General features: G+C 40.4%; 17 protein-coding genes and 1 pseudogene. 5 read left to right on the top strand and 13 right to left on the bottom strand.

Going from position 1 to position 18,300, the window contains the following annotated elements:
- Window position 1: 1 nt before the first annotated feature.
- The 9 genes from pilV to murJ form a co-directional block, all read right to left on the bottom strand.
- Window positions 2-565: a type IV pilus modification protein PilV gene (pilV, locus tag MTN96_RS16025; RefSeq protein WP_069440280.1), complete on the bottom strand. Its 564-nt coding sequence runs from the start codon at window positions 563-565 to the stop codon at window positions 2-4.
- A gap of 114 nt (window positions 566-679) precedes the next feature.
- Window positions 680-1,384: a LytTR family DNA-binding domain-containing protein gene (locus MTN96_RS16020; RefSeq protein WP_069440281.1), complete on the bottom strand. Its 705-nt coding sequence runs from the start codon at window positions 1,382-1,384 to the stop codon at window positions 680-682.
- On the bottom strand, window positions 1,381-2,415 hold the full coding sequence (locus MTN96_RS16015; RefSeq protein WP_069440282.1) for a sensor histidine kinase: 1,035 nt from the start codon (window positions 2,413-2,415) through the stop codon (window positions 1,381-1,383). The genes MTN96_RS16020 and MTN96_RS16015 overlap by 4 nt, the downstream gene beginning before the upstream one ends.
- A gap of 31 nt (window positions 2,416-2,446) precedes the next feature.
- Window positions 2,447-3,376, bottom strand: a complete 930-nt coding sequence (gene ispH / locus MTN96_RS16010) for a 4-hydroxy-3-methylbut-2-enyl diphosphate reductase (protein ID WP_036983242.1) — start codon at window positions 3,374-3,376, stop codon at window positions 2,447-2,449.
- The gene (fkpB, locus tag MTN96_RS16005) at window positions 3,376-3,816 is read right to left on the bottom strand and encodes an FKBP-type peptidyl-prolyl cis-trans isomerase (protein ID WP_004588360.1); all 441 of its coding nucleotides are present in this window, start codon (window positions 3,814-3,816) and stop codon (window positions 3,376-3,378) included. Before fkpB ends, ispH begins: the two co-directional genes overlap by 1 nt.
- Window positions 3,813-4,313 (bottom strand): signal peptidase II, encoded by a 501-nt coding sequence (gene lspA, locus MTN96_RS16000; protein WP_069440283.1) that lies wholly within the window; start codon window positions 4,311-4,313, stop codon window positions 3,813-3,815. The genes fkpB and lspA overlap by 4 nt, the downstream gene beginning before the upstream one ends.
- A 12-nt stretch (window positions 4,314-4,325) precedes the next feature.
- Complete coding sequence (gene ileS, locus MTN96_RS15995; protein ID WP_069440284.1) at window positions 4,326-7,154, bottom strand: isoleucine--tRNA ligase; 2,829 nt, start codon at window positions 7,152-7,154, stop codon at window positions 4,326-4,328.
- A gap of 29 nt (window positions 7,155-7,183) precedes the next feature.
- Window positions 7,184-8,110, bottom strand: a complete 927-nt coding sequence (ribF, locus tag MTN96_RS15990; RefSeq protein WP_024602833.1) for a bifunctional riboflavin kinase/FAD synthetase — start codon at window positions 8,108-8,110, stop codon at window positions 7,184-7,186.
- Between the two features lie 74 nt (window positions 8,111-8,184).
- Window positions 8,185-9,723, bottom strand: a complete 1,539-nt coding sequence (murJ, locus tag MTN96_RS15985; RefSeq protein WP_036983507.1) for a murein biosynthesis integral membrane protein MurJ — start codon at window positions 9,721-9,723, stop codon at window positions 8,185-8,187.
- 295 nt (window positions 9,724-10,018) lie between these two features.
- Here murJ and rpsT point away from each other — a divergent pair, with 295 nt between their 5' ends.
- On the top strand, window positions 10,019-10,279 hold the full coding sequence (gene rpsT, locus MTN96_RS15980) for a 30S ribosomal protein S20 (protein ID WP_008114420.1): 261 nt from the start codon (window positions 10,019-10,021) through the stop codon (window positions 10,277-10,279).
- Between the two features lie 66 nt (window positions 10,280-10,345).
- Here rpsT and MTN96_RS15975 read toward each other — a convergent pair whose 3' ends face one another.
- Window positions 10,346-10,729, bottom strand: coding sequence for a response regulator (locus tag MTN96_RS15975; RefSeq protein ID WP_008114419.1), 384 nt, complete (start codon window positions 10,727-10,729; stop codon window positions 10,346-10,348).
- A 109-nt stretch (window positions 10,730-10,838) separates the two neighbouring features.
- On the opposite strand from MTN96_RS15975, the gene MTN96_RS15970 reads away from it, so the two are divergent.
- From MTN96_RS15970 to smrA, 3 genes and pseudogenes are all read left to right on the top strand, one after another.
- A complete protein-coding gene (locus MTN96_RS15970) occupies window positions 10,839-11,141 on the top strand; it encodes a hypothetical protein (RefSeq protein ID WP_248532219.1) in 303 nt (100 codons plus the stop codon).
- A gap of 222 nt (window positions 11,142-11,363) precedes the next feature.
- Window positions 11,364-11,609 (top strand): hypothetical protein, encoded by a 246-nt coding sequence (locus MTN96_RS15965; RefSeq protein ID WP_069440285.1) that lies wholly within the window; start codon window positions 11,364-11,366, stop codon window positions 11,607-11,609.
- Window positions 11,610-11,739: 130 nt separating this feature from the next.
- Window positions 11,740-12,322 (top strand): annotated as a pseudogene (gene smrA, locus MTN96_RS15960) (DNA endonuclease SmrA).
- Between the two features lie 257 nt (window positions 12,323-12,579).
- On the opposite strand, the gene MTN96_RS15955 reads toward smrA, so the two are convergent.
- Window positions 12,580-13,500, bottom strand: coding sequence for a glyoxylate/hydroxypyruvate reductase A (locus MTN96_RS15955; protein ID WP_069440286.1), 921 nt, complete (start codon window positions 13,498-13,500; stop codon window positions 12,580-12,582).
- Window positions 13,501-13,660: 160 nt separating this feature from the next.
- Here MTN96_RS15955 and MTN96_RS15950 point away from each other — a divergent pair, with 160 nt between their 5' ends.
- Complete coding sequence (locus tag MTN96_RS15950; protein WP_069440287.1) at window positions 13,661-15,391, top strand: lysophospholipid acyltransferase family protein; 1,731 nt, start codon at window positions 13,661-13,663, stop codon at window positions 15,389-15,391.
- A gap of 80 nt (window positions 15,392-15,471) precedes the next feature.
- Here MTN96_RS15950 and dapE read toward each other — a convergent pair whose 3' ends face one another.
- Together dapE and MTN96_RS15940 are read right to left on the bottom strand one after the other, a co-directional pair.
- Entirely contained in the window at window positions 15,472-16,680 is a 1,209-nt protein-coding gene (gene dapE / locus MTN96_RS15945) for a succinyl-diaminopimelate desuccinylase (RefSeq protein WP_069440288.1), read from the bottom strand.
- A 71-nt stretch (window positions 16,681-16,751) separates the two neighbouring features.
- Window positions 16,752-18,170: an MATE family efflux transporter gene (locus MTN96_RS15940; protein WP_069440289.1), complete on the bottom strand. Its 1,419-nt coding sequence runs from the start codon at window positions 18,168-18,170 to the stop codon at window positions 16,752-16,754.
- Between the last annotated feature and the right edge of the window lie 130 nt (window positions 18,171-18,300).

The raw sequence follows: 18,300 nt of genomic DNA, 5'->3' as shown, positions 1-18,300 counted from the left end.
GTTAGCTCCTCACATATATATAACTTGTTAGAACCACTAAACGGCGTTTATTGCTAGGATCATCACCACAGGTAACTTTTCCTGTAACTGCATTCGCATTAAACTCTTGGCGGCCTTGCCATGATATAATTACTTCAATGTTGAATCCTTTGCCTCCAGTATCTGCCACTGAAGTTGGATTTATACATATTGTCGCATCATCTAAAGTCCCTGTATTTTCACTGGCTCGTATGGCACGCTTCCATTGCGTTATATCTAATTTGGCAATATCAGAAGAGCTACATATTGCACCAAAGCAACTCGAGTAAGTATTACTATTCGCTGAGCTTTTTATAACGCCTTTGTAATCTTTTATTATATCAATGGTATCATTTGCTCGAATGCGCTGAATAATGTCGTTACCTAAAGCCACAGCGGCGGCGCGCTGCATAGAGTCAAAACTGGCTTGTTTTGCTTTTGCTTGCAGTGCAACGGCGCCTAACAAACCAAAGCTTAATATAATAAACGCAATCAGGACTTCAATAAGGGTAAAACCTTTTTGCAATTTAAACGTGCTCAAAGACATAGTAAAACCAAATAATAATTATCTGATACTAAGTGTATGCAATAAAAAAATAGATTCAACTAAGACCACGACCAACGGTTAATTATCTTGATAAGCGGTTAATAGGTTGGTGTGCTAAAGTACGCTTTTTACGCTTTTGAGCGCTCGACGACTAACAGCTAAAAAAGGTGTACACCCTTTGAGTTCAATAACATGTTGATGGTTTTTAAGTGTATGGAGTGCCAAAATTTTATTTTTATTCACTAAGGTATTTCGATGAATTCGCAATAAGTGACGAGGATATTGCACTTCAAGTTGCTTTAAACTGTCTTCGATTAGAGCCTCCCCACCATCGAACACGACTTTGGTGTGCTTTTCCTGTGCATAAAAATAAAAAACATTTTCTATTTTTATACTTCTTACGGTGCCTGCTAATTGATAGGTTATTTTTTCTGTTTGTTGTTGTTGCAGGTGTACTCTGTTTAAACGTCCTAGCTGTTGTAATGCATGTTGCAAACTTTTTTCTGATATAGGTTTTACCAAATATCCGGCTGCATTTAACTGCATCGCATCAAGTGCATGCTCAGGATGAGCGGTTATAAAAATAATCGCTGGAGGTACCGCAAGATCATTGAGTTGATTCGCCACTTCGATGCCATTTAAACCTGGCATATCAATATCTAAAAACACTAAGTCAGGCTGCTGCTTTTTCATTTGTGTTAAAGCATCATTGCCATTACTGGCCTCTCCTTGCACATGAATGGATGTATGATTCTCAGCAAGTAAACGCTTCAAGCGTGCTCTTGCTAAAGGTTCATCATCTACAATCAGGGCATTCATAACATGTTCTCTGTTTGTTTTGGGATAACCACTTTAACTCTAAATTGATTATCTTTGTTGGTTATTGTAAGTTGCGCCCGACCTTTATAATAAATACTTAAACGAGAACGAATATTATCAAGAGCCATACCGTTATGCTCTCTAGTATTTTCAGTTTCAGTGGGTACAGGATTAGTTACAATTAAGGTTAAATAATGTGTTGTCACATGCAGTTCAATACTTATAGTAGCACCACTTTGGCTTGGCTCAATGCCATGACATACTGCGTTCTCTACCAAAGGTTGTAATGTTAGATATGGAATATATAGCGCAGGGAGATGTTCTGGTAATAACCACTCAACCTTTAAGCGCTCTGCAAATCGCCATGATTCAAGCGCAATATACTGTTTAGTTAATGTTATTTCATCACTGAGCAATACACTTTGACCTGAACGCATTGCAGCTTGAGACAGCGCTGCCAGTGCTAAAATTGCATGCTCTGCAGCTTCAACGTCATGATGCATTAATTCTGCCGCCGTATTCAAACTATTATATAAAAAGTGGGGTCGGATCCGTGCCTGCAAAGCATCAAGTTCTGCACGAGAAAGTGCTTTGGTTTGCTGCTCTTTTTCAAAATGAATAAGCAAAAATTGTACAAACAGTAAGGTAAGCAAAAATACAATAATGCAATTACGCAGCACAAATAACGTCAGTTGTTTTTCGTTTTCAATATCAAAAGCAATATGAGAAAACACCAGACTAAATACAGCAGTACTGAGACTATATGAAGCAATAAAAAAACTGATCTGAATAAACTGAGTCTGTTTTGCAAGAAATCGACGGCAAAGATATAAAAAAGAGGTACTGACCAGCACAGTTACATGAAGAAACAAACTAATCTCCCCCAAATGCAGCCATATATCACCGCCAGCATTAGGAGCAAAAGCTAATATAATAGCCATAACCTGTGTTACTACGAGGGATGCAAGCACGCCACGCTCATTAAAAAGGGCCGAAAAAAGTAACGCATCTGGTGACAGTTGCTTACCCATTCCAACCCTCCTTTTATGATTTATCTCTAAATTAACGCAGCTCTACTGGTACAGCAAAAACAATGTTTTCTTCTTCACCAGGGTTTTCTGTTACTTGGTTACCACCGAGCTCTTTTAAGCGGGTAATCACTTGCTGAACTAGCACTTCAGGTGCTGACGCGCCTGCGGTAACCCCCACACTATTGATACCATCAAACCATGGCGCTTCAACATTGCTGGCATCATCAATTAAGTACGCACGCGTGCCCATTTTATCAGCTAGTTCTCGTAAACGATTGGAGTTAGAGCTGTTTTTTGCCCCCACAACTAATAGCACATCAACTTTATCTGCTAAATCACGTACAGCATCTTGGCGGTTTTGTGTGGCATAACAAATATCATCTTTGCGCGGGCCATCAATTGCGGGGAATTTTTCGCGCAACGCATCAATTACATCTGCAGTGTCATCAACCGAAAGCGTGGTTTGGCTACAATAAAATAGGTTATTAGCATTTTTAACGTTAAGTTTGGCAACATCTTCTGCGGTCTCTACAAGGTAAATACCACCGTCGTTATTGTCATACTGGCCCATAGTCCCCTCTACTTCTGGGTGACCATGGTGACCAATTAAAATACATTCAATGCCTTTACGGCTTGCGCGCGTTACTTCCATATGCACTTTAGTCACTAATGGGCATGTTGCGTCAAATACTTTTAAATCACGACGCTTCGCTTCAGAACGAACTGCTTGCGATACTCCATGGGCGCTAAAAATAACAATGCTGTCATCAGGTACTTGGTCTAGCTCTTCAACAAATACGGCACCACGATTTTTTAAACCATCTACTACATAGCGGTTATGAACGACCTCGTGGCGTACGTAAATTGGCTTTTCAAAAATATCTAAAGCGCGCTCAACAATGCTAATTGCGCGATCTACCCCTGCACAAAAGCCTCGTGGATTAGCTAATAAAATATCCATTAGCCTTGCACCTCAATAATGTCTACTTCAAACGTTAAACGTTGCCCTGCTAACGGATGATTAAAATCGATAGTAACTGACTCGCCTTGCACTTCACGAACCAATCCTGGCAGCTCAGTACCATCTGGCTGAGTAAAGGCAATAATAGCGCCGACTTTAGCGGGTGTTTCTGCACCAAATTTACTGCGTTCTACATAGTAAATATTATCTGGATTAGGTTGGCCAAAGGCGTCTTCTGGCTCAAGCTCAAACGTTTTGCTTTCGCCTGCACTTAAACCTAGTAAGCACTTTTCAAAATTAGCCGTTAAGCTGCCATCACCCATAGTGAGCTTAGCCGGCTTGTTATGCACCTTGGTTGAGTCTGCGGCAGAGCCATCTTCTAGTTTAATAGAAAAGTGAAAAATAACCTCTGAGTTTTCACCAATTACAGCTTGGCTCATGCTTTATACTCCTTCGGACTTTCGCCTGTAAAGGCGTCAAATAGTAATAATGCAGCACCAATACAAATAGCGCAGTCTGCAATATTAAATACGGGAAAATGTGAGTCTTCGTAAAACACATGTAAAAAATCAATAACGTAACCATAGGCAATGCGGTCGTACAAGTTACCAATAGCACCGGCTAAAACTAACGAGTAAGCACCACATAATACTTTATTAGACGCTGGAAGACGTTTTAACCACCACACCAACAAACAACTAATCGCGATTGCTATTGCACTTAAAAACCAACGCTGCCAGCCTCCTGCTTCGCTTAAAAAGCTATAGGCTGCACCGTAGTTATGCACATAAGTAATGCTAAAAATAGGCAGCAAATTAATTGACTCGCCATAGGCCATGGTGTTAACAACCAGTGTTTTACTGGCAAAGTCTATTACAAGCAGTAATAGACTTAACCAAAGCCACACTAAACCACTTTTTTGGGCTAGTTTGCTCACTAAAAACAACTCCTAAGCGAATTGACGTTTCTCACCTTCACCGTCAACATTACTTACACAGCGACCACAAATTTCAGGATGAGCTGGCTCAACACCTACATCTTCACTGTAATGCCAACAACGCTCACACTTTTTAGCATCTGTTGCTGATACGCTAATGTATAAACCATCAATTTCAGTAGTTTGTGAATCTGCAGGTTGACTATCTACCTCGGTAACGTTAACCGCAGAGGTTAACAACACAAAACGTAGCTCATCGCCTAACGCCGCAAGTTTTGCTGCAAGCTCTTTGCTGGCAAACAGGTTTACGGTTGCTTGTAATGTTGCGCCAATCACTTCTTCTTTACGTGCAGCTTCTAACAGACGGTTCACTTCGTCACGCACATTTAAAATAGCTTGCCAGTCTTCATTACTAAACTTGGTCGTAGTTGGTGCTTGTAAGCCTTCATACCATGTTGAAGTAAATACATAGTCACTGCGCTCACCCGGCAGTGCCTCCCAAATTTCTTGAGCAGTAAAGCTCATGATTGGCGCCATCCAACGCGTCATTGCTTCAGCAATATGATAAAGCGCTGTTTGACAAGAACGACGTGCATGGCTGTCGCTTTTTGCCGTGTACTGACGGTCTTTTATAACGTCTAAGTAGAACGAACCAAGCTCACCGGTACAGAAGTTCATTAGCTTTTGCGTTACTAATAGCATTTGGTAGCTATCGTAAGCCGCTAAAATATCATCTTGTAACTGTGCTGCGCGCCCTACAATCCACTTATCAAGCTCAACCATATCATCAACAGCAACTTGATCCGTTTTTGGATCAAAACCACTTAGGTTAGCAAGTAAGTAACGGCTGGTGTTACGAATTCGACGGTAACGATCTGCCGAACGTTTGAATATTTCATCGGATACGGTCATTTCTGCCGTGTAATCAGTTGATGCTACCCATAAACGTAAAATATCAGCACCCAATTTATTCATCACATTTTGTGGCGAAATAACATTGCCTAATGACTTAGACATTTTGCGGCCGTTTTCATCAACCGTAAAGCCATGCGTAAGCACTTGCTTGTATGGTGCATGACCATTAATTGCCACTGAAGTCATCATTGATGACATAAACCAACCACGGTGTTGATCAGAACCTTCAAGGTATAAATCTGCAGGACCAACTAAATCTTCACGCGCATCAACAACACAGGCATGAGTCACACCTGAGTCAAACCACACATCTAGCGTGTCTTGTATTTTCATGTACTGTTTAGCGTCTTCTTCACCTAGCAAAGTAGCAGGCTCTAGGTCATACCATGCTTGAATACCTGATTTTTCCACAAGTACTGCAGCTTGTTCAATCAGCTCTTGAGTATTTGGGTGTAATGCACCCGTGTCTTTATCAACAAACAATGCAATAGGTACACCCCACGTACGTTGACGCGAAATACACCAATCAGGGCGGCCTTCAACCATGTTGGCAATACGGCTTTCGCCCCATTCAGGTAACCATTGAGTATTTTTAATTTCAGCCAGTGAATCTTTGCGTAAGTTAGCCTGATCCATGCTAACAAACCATTGTGGTGTGGCACGGAAGATAATAGGCGTTTTATGGCGCCAACAATGTGGGTAGCTATGAGTTAATGCATGATGATGCATTAAGGCATTATTTTCTTTTAACACCTCAATTACACTCGCATTGGCTTTAAACACATGTTGACCGGCAAATAATTCAGTGTCAGGTAAGTACACTCCGTTTGCGCCAACAGGGTTAGCTACTTCAAGATTATACTCAAGGCCTGCCACGAAATCTTCTTGACCATGACCAGGTGCAGTATGTACAACACCCGTACCAGAATCTGTGGTTACGTGTTCAGCTACAATAACCGGTACGTTAAAGTCGTAAAATGGGTGTGCAACGTTTAAGTTTTCAAGTGCTGCACCTTTAACATAGCCAAGGATATGGAAGTGGTTAAAGCCAAAACGATCCATCGCATCTTTAACAAGCTCAGAACCTAAAATCAGACGCTGCTGAGCACCTTCATCGTCTACTTGTACTAGCGCGTATTCTAAATCAGCATGCACAGCAACCGCACGGTTCGCGGGTAAGGTCCACGGTGTCGTAGTCCAAATAACAGTCCCTACACTGCCAGTGCCTTGATGGCCATCAGCTAAGTTAAACGCATTTACTACTGCATCTTGATCAGCAAAAGTAAAACGTACATCGATAGCTGGCGATTGTTTATCTTGGTATTCAACTTCTGCTTCTGCTAATGCAGAGCCACAATCTGTACACCAATGCACAGGTTTTGCGCCTTTATGTAGATGGCCATTTTTTATAATGCGACCTAATACACGAATTGCATTGGCTTCAAAGTCAAAGTTCATGGTTAAGTAAGGCTTATCCCAATCACCAAAAACGCCTAAACGTTTAAAGTCTACTTTTTGGCCTTCTACTTGCTTTTTAGCATAGGCACGACATTTTTCGCGAAATTCTGCAGCAGTTACCTTAACACCGGGTTTACCGACTTTTTTCTCAACCATTAACTCGATTGGTAAACCATGACAGTCCCAACCCGGTACGTATGGCGCATCGAAGTCTGATAAGGTTTTAGACTTAACAATAATATCTTTTAATATTTTATTTACTGAATGGCCTAAATGGATATCGCCGTTTGCATACGGAGGGCCGTCATGCAAAATGAAAGTTTTTTTACCTTTCTTTGCGCTGCGAATTTGACCATACAGGTCGTCTTCATACCATGCTTTAAGCATTTTTGGTTCACGTTGTGCCAAATTGCCACGCATTGGAAACATTGTTTCCGGTAAATTCAAAGTATGTTTGTAGTCGCTCATTAATCCTACTTTCCGTCTCTATCGGCTACCTAATTTAAACCAAAACACTGCTTAGCGGCGGCAACATCGGTTGCTATTTGTGCCGTCAGTTGTGTTAATGTCTCGAATTTTTTCTCGTTGCGGAGTTTTTCAATCAACTCCACATGCATAAATTGTCCATAAATATCTTGTGCAAAATCAAAAAGGTGTACTTCTAATAAGGCACGAGTTCCATTAAATGTGGGTTTGTTTCCAATGTTAGCTACCCCAAAAACGTGTTTTCCTGCGATCATTACTTGAACCGCAAATACGCCATTAACCGGACAAACTTGACGCTTTAGCGCAATATTTGCCGTTCTAAAACCTAGTTCCCGGCCTTTTTTCCAGCCGTGAATAACTCGCCCAGATATCGCATAATTATGCCCAAGCATGACTTTTGCACTAACCAAGTCACCCTCAGCAAGCGCTTCTCGTATTAAGGTACTGCTTACTCTAGCATTTAATTGCCTAAAGCTGGCAGTGCTTTTAACACTCATTCCCGCTTGAGTACCCATATTAGCCAATAGGCTAAAATTTCCTTGGCGCTGTTTACCAAATCTAAAATCATCGCCAACCGTTAATGCTTTAACGCCCAGCTTTTTAATTAAAATATCGCTCACAAACTGCTCTGCATGCATATTTGCAAACGCTTGATTAAAGCTAATACAAATAACGCGCTCAATCCCCAAGTTACTCAATAGACGAAGTTTATCACGCAGTCGAGTAAGCCTAGCCGGGGCATTGTTTTTTGCAAAAAACTCTTGTGGCTGAGGCTCAAATAACATTACAGTGCTGGGTAAATTATTTTCTTTGGCATCCGCTAACAGCCCTTTTAATACGGCAGCATGACCCAAATGAACACCATCAAAATTACCAATGGTTAGCACACAACCAAAATGTTGTGGGCGTATATTGTGTATACCTCTAATTAACTCCATGCCACCTAATGCCTTTTTCAGCGAGCGATAAAATGCGACCTTGGGTCGCAGAGTGTCCGATTATAATCTTTTTTTTAATTTGATTCAGTAATTGCTACACTTTTTATCGTATTTAGTCTAACGCCCATCAAAAACAACATAAAAAAGTAACTAACAACCGCAATAATTAATAACACAACCAACAACATAACTTGTTCACTAAAGTGCCAGCTAGGCCAATCATAGTGTCTACTGGTAAACCACACTAGTGCGCCCATCGTCACACTCGCCAGCAAACACTTCAAAGTGAAGTAGCCACTCATGCTGGAGAACTGGTAAACATTCTCTTTTTTAAGCTGTCGGTACAGTAAGTAGGCATTACAACTAGCCGACATAGAGGTTGCCAGTGCTAAGCCTAAATAGCCAATAAAGGGGGCCAGCATAATATTAAACACCATGTTAAGCACCAAAGTGACAATGCCAATGCGCACCGGTGTTTTCGTATCTTGGCGAGAATAAAACCCAGGCGCCAACACTTTAATTAACATAAAGCTGACTAATCCCACCGAGTAGGCAACCACCCCTAAGCTCACTGCCTTAACGTGATCAATGCCAGCCCCTTTAAATGCGCCGTGATCAAACAGCACAGTAATAATCAACGGGCTAATAATCATCAACCCTATCATGGCCGGGAGCCCTAAAAAAATCACAAATCGCACTCCCCAATCTAGGGTATGTTGAAAGTCGCTACTTTTTTTACTGCTGTGTAATTTTGATAGCGCAGGTAAAATAACCGTCGCAATACCAATACCAAATAAACCAAGTGGGAATTCAATCAGTCTATCTGAGTAATACAGCCAAGCGATAGAGCCTGTCATCAATAATGAAGCTATTACCGTATCGAGTAATAAGTTAATTTGACTAATTGATACACCAAATAACGCTGGGAGCATTAATTTACGCACTTTTTTAACATTTTCGTCTTGCCACGCCCAACGCGGGCGCGCCAACATTTTTGCTTTGTATAAAAACGGCAGTTGAAATAATAGCTGTACCACGCCCCCTAAAAATACGCCTATTGCTAATGCATATGCACCAACAGAAAATTGGTCATGCAATAAAATGGCACAACCAATAATAGAAACATTAAGTAATACAGGAGTAAATGCGGCAACTGCAAAACGGTTGTACACATTCATTACTGCGCCACTAAGCGCCACTAAGCTTACAAAAAATAAATAAGGAAAGGTCAGCTTTAATAGTGAACTGGCAAGCTCAAACTTTTCTGCGTCAGGGCCACCTTGCCACCAATCAATAAACCAACCAGTACCAAATAAAGCGGCGATAACGGGGGATGCCACAACACCAAAAAGCGTAACGAGTAGTAAAATTGTGCCGAGTGTACCTGCCGCCTGCGCAACAAATATTCTGACTTTATCATCGCCTTGTTGTTCTTTGATTTCACTTAATACAGGTACAAACGCCTGTGCAAAAGCCCCTTCAGCAAATAAACGGCGTAAAAAATTAGGAATACGGTTTGCAAATAAAAACACATCGGCAGCAGCCCCTGCCCCCAACAAGTTAGCAACAACAGCATCACGCACTAGCCCTAAAATACGCGAGATCATTGTCATTGCACTTACAATCATCCCGGAACGAAACAAACCTTTTGACACTATAAATCCATATTAAAAATCAGCAATTAAGTTAATTATGCCATAGTCTTTTTTATAAATCGCTTTAAAGCACTAGGCTGGAACCCCTTGCTTTGTTACAATAGCGCCATTAACTGCTAAAGCGGCAAATTGATGTTCGTTATAAGGAGCAGTTTTTCTTGGATTGTTAAAATTAAATTGACATTCATGATAAAAACAGGCATATTCCACGGCCTTTAATTTAAGCTTTATTTAAGATTGTTAGGAGCAAACCTTGGCTAACATCAAGTCTGCAAAAAAACGCGCTATCACAAGCGAAAAAAATCGTCAGCACAACGCAAGCCGTCGTTCAATGATGCGTACTTACTTCAAAAAAGTAATCGTAGCTATTGAAGCTGGCGATAAAGAAGCTGCACAGCAAGCTTTTTCTGTTGCTACACCTATCCTAGACCGTTACGCAACTAAGGGTCTAATCCACAAAAACAAAGCTGCTCGTCATAAGAGCCGTTTAGCTGCTAAAATCAAAGCGCTATAATTGTTTTTGCAAGATTAAAAAAACCGGCTTTTGCCGGTTTTTTTTTGCCCAAAATAAATACGCTTTTTAAACGTTATCGAGCTCTGGATAAAACTTTTTCAGCATCGCCGCAATTTTCTTCGGAGAAAATGGCTTAACCACAAATCCTTTTGCCCCTCTATCTATTGCATCCTTCACATTTTCAACGCCTGAATGCGCCGACACCATCACCACGTTTGTCTCTGGTGATAACTCATTTATCTGCGCAATAAGCTCTTTACCATCGCCGTCAGGTAGCTCTATATCTAAAAATATAATGTTAAAGTTTGCCGCACGGCATTCACTTATGCACTGCGCGGCCGTAGACGCTTCTTTTACATTCTCTATCCCTAAATGCATCAATGTTTGACTTAGAAAGCTGCGCACCGTGCTAACATCATCAACTATTAAAATAGATAGCTGCGTATTCATATATAATCCTTATAGGCTAAAAGCCGTGTCTGCGAAATTGGTGATTTGCTTAAAATACAAATATTTACTTTATTATAGAGAGCTAAGCCAAAAAGACCAGATTTGCTTTATGTCGAAAAACACAAAAAAGAGTCGTCGCAAAAAAAATAAAGCCGCTACTGTTAAACAAAGATCCAGTAATAAGCTTGCAAACCTTGGTTCACAATTAAACCCGCGCGCAGTAAGTGTAAAACGTGGCGCCAAACTAACCGCATTTTTTATTTTCACGATATTATTACTTATATTTGTTTTAGCGCCAAAGCCGAGTTTACTCACCTATAAAAATCAGCCATGGTTAGCAAAAGTATTTATTGGCCAGGGCTATTTGCCAATAAACCAAAGCTACTGGATTCAACGCTGCACCCTAGATTAGATAAGCATCGCAGAACACTATACCTCTGTGTAGATCTTCAGCAACCACAAAGCTGCCAAAAATATCATGTTCTTGTTGAAGAGGGATTATTTTCGGTATTAATAACCCACTTTTAGCATTAAAAAAACTAATCTGAAAATTTAAAATTACTTGGTTGAAAGCTGTGCAAAAGATCAACATAATGGCGCTCCTTTTTTCAACAACTGAACTATTGAAACGACCATGCTAAACGAGCTAGATTGGCTTTTAAATACATTACTACTTGCACTAGGTTTAGGTGCATTTTTTATCAACCAGCTGACACTGCTTCGCGTTGCTGCGATTAGTGCGTGTGGTTTGTTATTCCTAACATTTAGCTTAGATCTTATGTCGTCGAGTATTATTTCAAATATGAGTTTAGTGTTGATCAACACATTTTACTTGTTCAAAGTTTATACGTTTGGGCAATTTAGCGTATCTCAGCATTAATTACTTCCCCTTAGAATATTTTATAGCCCAGTTTTTCTGGGCTTTTTTATATCTCACTGTTAAAAATCTTGGGTCTGGGTTTGAACTAAGTTAAAATTTATCTCGTATTAGCCTAATTTGAGATAAGCCCATGCCATTGTCAGATTTCGATTTATTCTTATCTTCTATGGAAGATGTTACCCCCATAACGCATGACACTGTGACCTTACCACCTAAAAACCATAAAGTGGTCATCGCCCAGCAAGAAAAAAATAAAGCAGCACAATCAGGTTTAGTTTCTGAACAGTTCAATCCGTTGGATGAACCACTTGAATTACTCGATCCACTTGCCATATTAAGCTTTAAAAAAGAGGGCGTACAAAGCGCGGTTTTTAAAAATGTAAGATTAGCGAAATATCAGCTTGATGCGACGCTTGATTTACATGGGCAACTTTTAAAAAATGCACACGCATCATTATTAGCCTTTGTTCAAGACTGCCATCAGCGCAATATAAGAATGGTACTCGTTCGCCATGGCATAGGTATTAAAAATAAAACCAAGCCAGGGATATTAAAAAGTTACGTAAATCAGTGGTTACAAACAATTCCATGCGTTTTAGCGTTTCATACTGCACTTAGGCAGCATGGGGGAAGTGGTGCGACGTATGTTTTATTGAAGAAAAGTGATGATAAAAAAGCATCAAAACAGAGAAATACACAGCAAGCGTAGCTAAATCTTGCTGTGAAAATAAGGGTCAGATCAGCAGCGCTGCCGCATTGGCTTGATTAAACCAGGCAGATATTCCTAATATAATGATAGATACAACCACGATGCTGATTTTTGCGCCCCCTTGATTGGGTTTCATAATTCATCCTATTTTTTTATTATTGTTAGAACTGTTTTCAACAATAATAAAAATTACAAATGTTAACAAGCTGTTTCTTTTAAAAATTAAACAAATTTTAATCCTTGAAGGCCAACAACTGCCAATTAATAACCTTGCTGCTTATTAATGCAATTTATTAATGGCTGTTTCGCTTTTAAACGCAAAATATTTTCTGCTATTTGTTCAATAACACTATCCAGATCTGACAACGCAGCACAGTGCGGTGTTAAAGTAATACCTGGATGCAACCAATAAGGGTGTTCGCTTGGCAGTGGTTCACTGGCAAACACATCAAGCGTTGCTGCGCGTATACGTGTATTGTTAAGTGCATCAAGTAAATCAGCTTCTACTATATGCCCACCTCTGGCCACATTAATCACCACAGCATGTTCAGGCAGTTGCTCAAGTAACTGTTTATTAATAATGCCTTGGGTACTGCTGGTAAGCGGTAATAAACATACTAAATAATCGGTTTGCGCAAGCATCTGTGTTAAGCCGTCATCACCATGATAGAGTGTCGCAATGTTTGATTTTTTAGGGCTTCGGCTCCAAGCATTTACGTTAAAACCGTTATTAACCAGCCTATGTGCACATGCTTGACCTAATTCGCCAAACCCTAAAATGCTTACTTGATTATGTTTATGCGCTCTTTTAGGTTTCCATATACTTTGCTGTTGCTTTATTGCATATTCTTTTAATCGCAATTTTTGTGCTAATACATGGGTAAGTACGTATTCAGCCATATCGTTGGCTAACTGTTTATCAACAATACGCACGACCTCTACATCCGCAGGTAATAAACTTAAATCAATGCTATCAACGCCAGCGCCAAACGATGACACAGCCTTTAAGTTTGGTAACGTGGGCCACAGTGATGCAGGCGCATTCCACGCTAAAACGAACTCTACACTCTCTAAATTTTGGCAATCATCAAGTTCTTCAATTCGAATACTAGGCAATCGTGATTTCATTTTTGCTATTAATTTTGTGTTGTCTCGACCTGTTATAGCCACCAAAACTGACATGATGATTCCTTAAAAAGTAACCCTAAATAATAGTACTGTTATGGTTCAATTCAATAGTATGTAAACGGTTTTAAAAAGTCACACAACTGACCGCGTATTGTCATATCCGCACTCTAAGCTAAACATATTGGCTTTAGCCTAGTATAAAAAAGAGGTGCGTATGATCAGTGTAGATAAAGTAATTGCGACTAACTTACCACAGTTAACTAACTCATTTAAAATAAAAAAACTGGTAAAAAAGAGCCTTAGCTACTTATTACATGAACAAGAGTTTACAAACTTTGCAACAACTTATCCCCATCTTCAAGGAATAGAATTTGTCGAGCAAGTACTTGATGAACTTGATTTTGACACTCGATACAAAGCAAAACAAATAGAAAATATTCCCAGTGAAGGGAAAATTGTCATTATTGCTAATCATCCAATTGGATCCTTAGATGCGCTTGCATTAATTAATGTGTTATCGACGGTGCGTGCCGATTTAAAAGTCGTGGCTAACCGAATGCTAATGACCGTTGATGCAATGCATTCATTATTACTACCCGTTGATAATTTGTCGGGGCAAAGTAAAAAACAAGAGTTGAGTAATATCCACCAGCATTTAAAAAATGAAGGAGCATTACTTATTTTCCCAGCGGGTGAAGTTTCTCGACTTCGACCAACAGGGATCAAAGACTGTAAATGGAACAGCGGGTTTTTACGTATCGCTAAAAAAGCTAATAGCCCAATTTTACCCATACATATAAAAGCCAGAAACAGCCCGCTTTTTTACGGAGCCTCTATGCTATATAAACCGCTTGCTAGTTTATTACTAGTCAAAGAAATGTTTAAACAGCGCCAAAAATCGCTCGAATTTGAAATAGGCGCCTCCATTGCTCCTGAATCTTATTTAATACCCGATTTAAAAGATAAGGAAGTGGTCGAGCTTATACGAAAACAGCTGTACCGTTTAACCACTAAAAAAATACTGCCACTAAAAACTCATGCTCCTATTGCCTCACCAGAGTGTAAAAAAGAATTAAAAAAAGCCATCGAAAGCTGCGAACATTTAGGTAAAACCAGTGATGGCATGGTTATTTACTTATACCAATACCAAGGCAGCTCACCGTTATTTCGTGAACTGGGTCGCCTGCGGGAAATTGCCTTTCGTGCAGTAGGTGAAGGCAGTGGCAATCGCCGTGATATAGATAAATACGATATGCATTATCAACACTTAGTCTTATGGGATGCACAATCACTCGAACTAGTTGGCGCTTACAGATTAGCCTGCGCGCAGGATGTGATTGAACAGCACTCTCAACGTGGGCTTTATACCGATAGCTTATTTAATTATACCCAAGAGATGACGCCATACTTCAAGCAAGGCATAGAATTAGGCCGTAGTTTTGTACAACCAAAATACTGGGGCAGAAAAAGCCTCGACTACTTATGGTATGGCATTGGTGCATTTATTAACCGCTACCCTCAGTATCGTTACTTATTTGGTGCCGTGAGTGTCTCAAACGCACTGCCAGAGCAAGCAAAATCCTTACTGGTGCATTATTATCAGCACTATTATGGCTCTGAAAAGTCACTCGCAACGCCTAACAATGCATTTCGTCACACCCGTGAGCAGCAGATTCAATGCACTAATTTGTTTATGGGTAACAACATCAAAGAAGACTTTGTAGAACTTAAACACATACTGGCTAATATGGGCACCCATGTACCCACACTATTTAAACAATACACCGAGCTATGTGAGCCAAATGGGGTAACGTTTTTAAGTTTTAGTATTGATCCGCAATTTAATAATTGTATTGATGGATTGGTATTGGTCGACCTTGAGAAAGTAAAACCGAGTAAAGCAAAACGCTATTTGGGAGCACAAAACACCGCCTCAATAAACTAAGCTTTGCCGTTAAAATATTAACTTAAGCGCCTAAGCTTGGGCGCTTAAACTTAAATACTTAAACTTAGGCAATTTAATATTTATCTAATCTCCTCATTATTAGATTGGCTAAATATATGTACTAATAGTTGGGTGTATATTTTCTCTATTTGTAACAAGTCGCTAATGGGCACATGTTCATTAACTTGATGAATGGTCTGGTTTAAAACCCCGCACTCTATCACTTGCGTGTTTTTACTTGCAAAAAACCGCCCATCTGAAGTCCCGCCACTGGTACTAAGTACCGGATAGCTTCCGGTCACGTTAAATATTGCCTGCTCTAGCTGGGCGAGTAAGCAGCGCTCTGCCCTATGGCTTGTATAATAAGGTTCACATGGACGCTCCCATTGCACCGTTAAATATTCGTTTAAATCATTCAGTGCAGTAAGTACCAGGTGTTTCACATCTGTACTTTTATACCCATGGCTGTAGCGAATATTAAACGTAATATTACATTGAGCAGGCACTAAATTATCAAGCACGTTATCAATATTAATACCGGTTACTTGCAAGCTTGTTTTTGAGCTTGGCTCATCTAAAAGCCAATCAATTTGGGTTAATCTATTCACTACTTCAGCGCTGATATGCGCAGCATTGATGGTATTTTCAGGATAGGCCACGTGTCCTGCTTTTCCTTGAATGGTTAAACGCGCTGACAGCGCGCCACGTCGGCCATTTTTTATGGTGTCGCCCACTTGCAAATGACTTGTTGGCTCACCAACAATACAGCCATCAAGTACAACACCTTGTTGTGCTAGGCGTTTCGCAATCAACACTGAGCCATGCTCTGCCTCACCTTCTTCATCAGAGGTGATCAACCAATACAAGGTGCCCTGCTTTTGCCGCGCACTATGTATTAGCGACTGCGTTGCACTGAGCATGGCTGCAATCCCCCCTTTCATATCGGCGGCACCACGCCCATAAATCGCATCATTAATTATTTTCCCATCAAACGGATCAGCTAACCAGCCACCTTGCGCAGCAGGGACCACATCAATATGACCAGAAAATGCCACCACAGGGCCTGCTCCAAAAGATATTTTAGCAATTAAATTAGTGACATTATGGGTACTAAACTGCTCAATGCTAAAACCTAAATCAGTTAGCTGATGTGCCAGCCACTCGATACAACCTGCTGAATTAGGCGTAATTGACTTAAATCGGACCAGCGTTTGTAAGTGACTGAGCGTTTTTAACTGTGGAATAGTTAAGTACGGCGCGGGTACTTTTTTGTTGATAGCTTTTGTCATAAAAAACACACCTCGTTTTAGCAGTGTATTTATTACAACGACTTTTTATGACCGCATTATGAAAATACAGGCTAACGTGTTCCCTCTTCTATTAATGTTTCTCGTGTCACCTGCACAATGTGTTTATCTTCTTTGGTTAATCTGGTTTTTTTCCATGCGCCACGCATAAACCAAGCGAACGCTATCAGTGCGATGGTTATGTTCGTAATTGCAAACGAATACCATATTCCCTGATCGCCAAGCAAAGTGTGATTTGAAAGAATATAAGCGGCAGGAAACTGCACCACGCATTGTGATAATAACGCGATAATCATGGCATTAAGCATATTCCCAGAGGCACGAAAAGCAGCAACAATACAAAGCTGAACACCAATTCCCCCCCAGCTTAAACACATCACTTGAACAAACTGCGCGCCTTTATTTATTACACTGCTATCTTCGGGAATAAAAAATGCCACCAGCGTATCTGCATACAAATAAGCAATGCCCCCAACAAAAGAAAGACCTATTAATCCCCACATACTGGCAAGCTTCGTTATTTGCTCAGCCCGTTTAATATTTCCGGCGCCCATATTTTGCCCCACCAAAGTTGATACCGCCATTGATAAACCCATGGTAGGGATCATCACCATTTGCAAAATATTAGAACCCACGCCATAAGCCGCAATAGTAACGGTTCCAAAGCTTGCCACTAAAAATGACATGATGATCAAGCCAAAAGCACGTGTTGATAATTCAATAGAGCCTGGCGCTCCTAAGAAAAAAGCCCGTTTCATATATTGCCAATCGGGATAGAAGCTTTTTAGCTGTAATTGAATGCCATGGCGACCGCGTAAAAATATAATAATGCCCGCCAGCGCCGCTAAACTTTGTGTAACCAAAGTCGCCAGCGCAGCGCCCATAACGCCAAGCCCTTCAAAGCGGCCATAACCAAAAATAAATAGCGGATCGAGAATAAAATTAAGTAACACGGTGGTGCTAACTATGATTAAAGGTACTTTAGTTTGCCCAATGCCCCGCATTAGCGATTGGAACATGGCGTAAATAAACACAAAAATAACGCCAATAAAGGACACATGCATAAACTTAAGCGCATCACTGTAAACCGCCTGCTCAACGCCTAGCAGTTTTAAAAAGTATGGGGAAAGTACATAACCTAGAAGCCCTAACACTAAGGCGGTAAATGCAACCATTAACACCGTTTGCGCTGCAACATGGTTCACTTTATCTTGCTGACCTGCGCCCATGTATTGCGCCGATAATATAGCACCGGCCATTGCAAGCCCAGAGCCTATAGCAATGACTAAAAAAGTGATCGGGGTACTAATAGACACTGCAGCGACTTGGGTTGCTCCTAATCGCCCAACCCAAAATGCATCCGTAAGCTGATAAGCCGACTGCAATATATTAATGAGGATAATAGGAATACCTAATTTCAACAGCGCTTTAGCAATGGAGCCTTGAAGAAATAGTTGACCAGAGGGAGTCATGAGGTCGCTTACTTTTATTAAACCGTGAACATAGCCTTAGTTTAACAAAACTAGCTGATTATATTATGAATACTTCTTTTGCGGCTTGTATTTAAGTGATCAGTCAATAATTTTTAAGCACTAATTAAGT

Source organism: Pseudoalteromonas sp. 2CM28B (genome assembly GCF_023161935.1).
This window is presented reverse-complemented; position numbering and strand designations above follow the sequence as displayed.